This window comes from Bradyrhizobium sp. Mp27, assembly GCF_029953005.1.
GTDB lineage: Bacteria > Pseudomonadota > Alphaproteobacteria > Rhizobiales > Xanthobacteraceae > Bradyrhizobium > Bradyrhizobium barranii.
Window position 1 is genome coordinate 1 of the sequence record NZ_JASAUS010000737.1, and the last position, 282, is coordinate 282.

The 282-nt window shown below is 55.3% G+C and carries 2 pseudogenes; one reads left to right on the forward strand and one right to left on the reverse strand.

The features are described 5' to 3' along the window. Positions 1 to 83: pseudogene (locus QJT78_RS52500) on the forward strand (IS5/IS1182 family transposase); the annotation flags it as partial. Between the two features lie 49 nt (positions 84 to 132). Here QJT78_RS52500 and QJT78_RS52505 read toward each other — a convergent pair. Further along, a pseudogene (locus tag QJT78_RS52505) lies at positions 133 to 282 on the reverse strand (IS701 family transposase); the annotation flags it as partial.

Below are 282 nucleotides of genomic sequence, written 5' to 3' on the forward strand. Positions count from 1 at the left end.
TCGCCACGCGATATGACAAGCTCGCCCGTAATTTTTTGGCCGCTGTTCATCTCGCCGCTCTCGTCGCATATTGGCTCAATTGAGTCTGGACCCTAGCACTACTTTGGCAGAATGTGTTTTGGCCGCTGTTTTTCAAGGATTTGCTTTCGGCAATATGGGCATTGCTGAGGCGGCGGCCGAAGGATGAGATCGACGATGGCATGGCGTACGGCGGGCATGGTTGGTTGAGGCGGAGGCCCGTTGATTCTTTTTTTTCCGCCCCGCGTATGCGAGGCGACGATG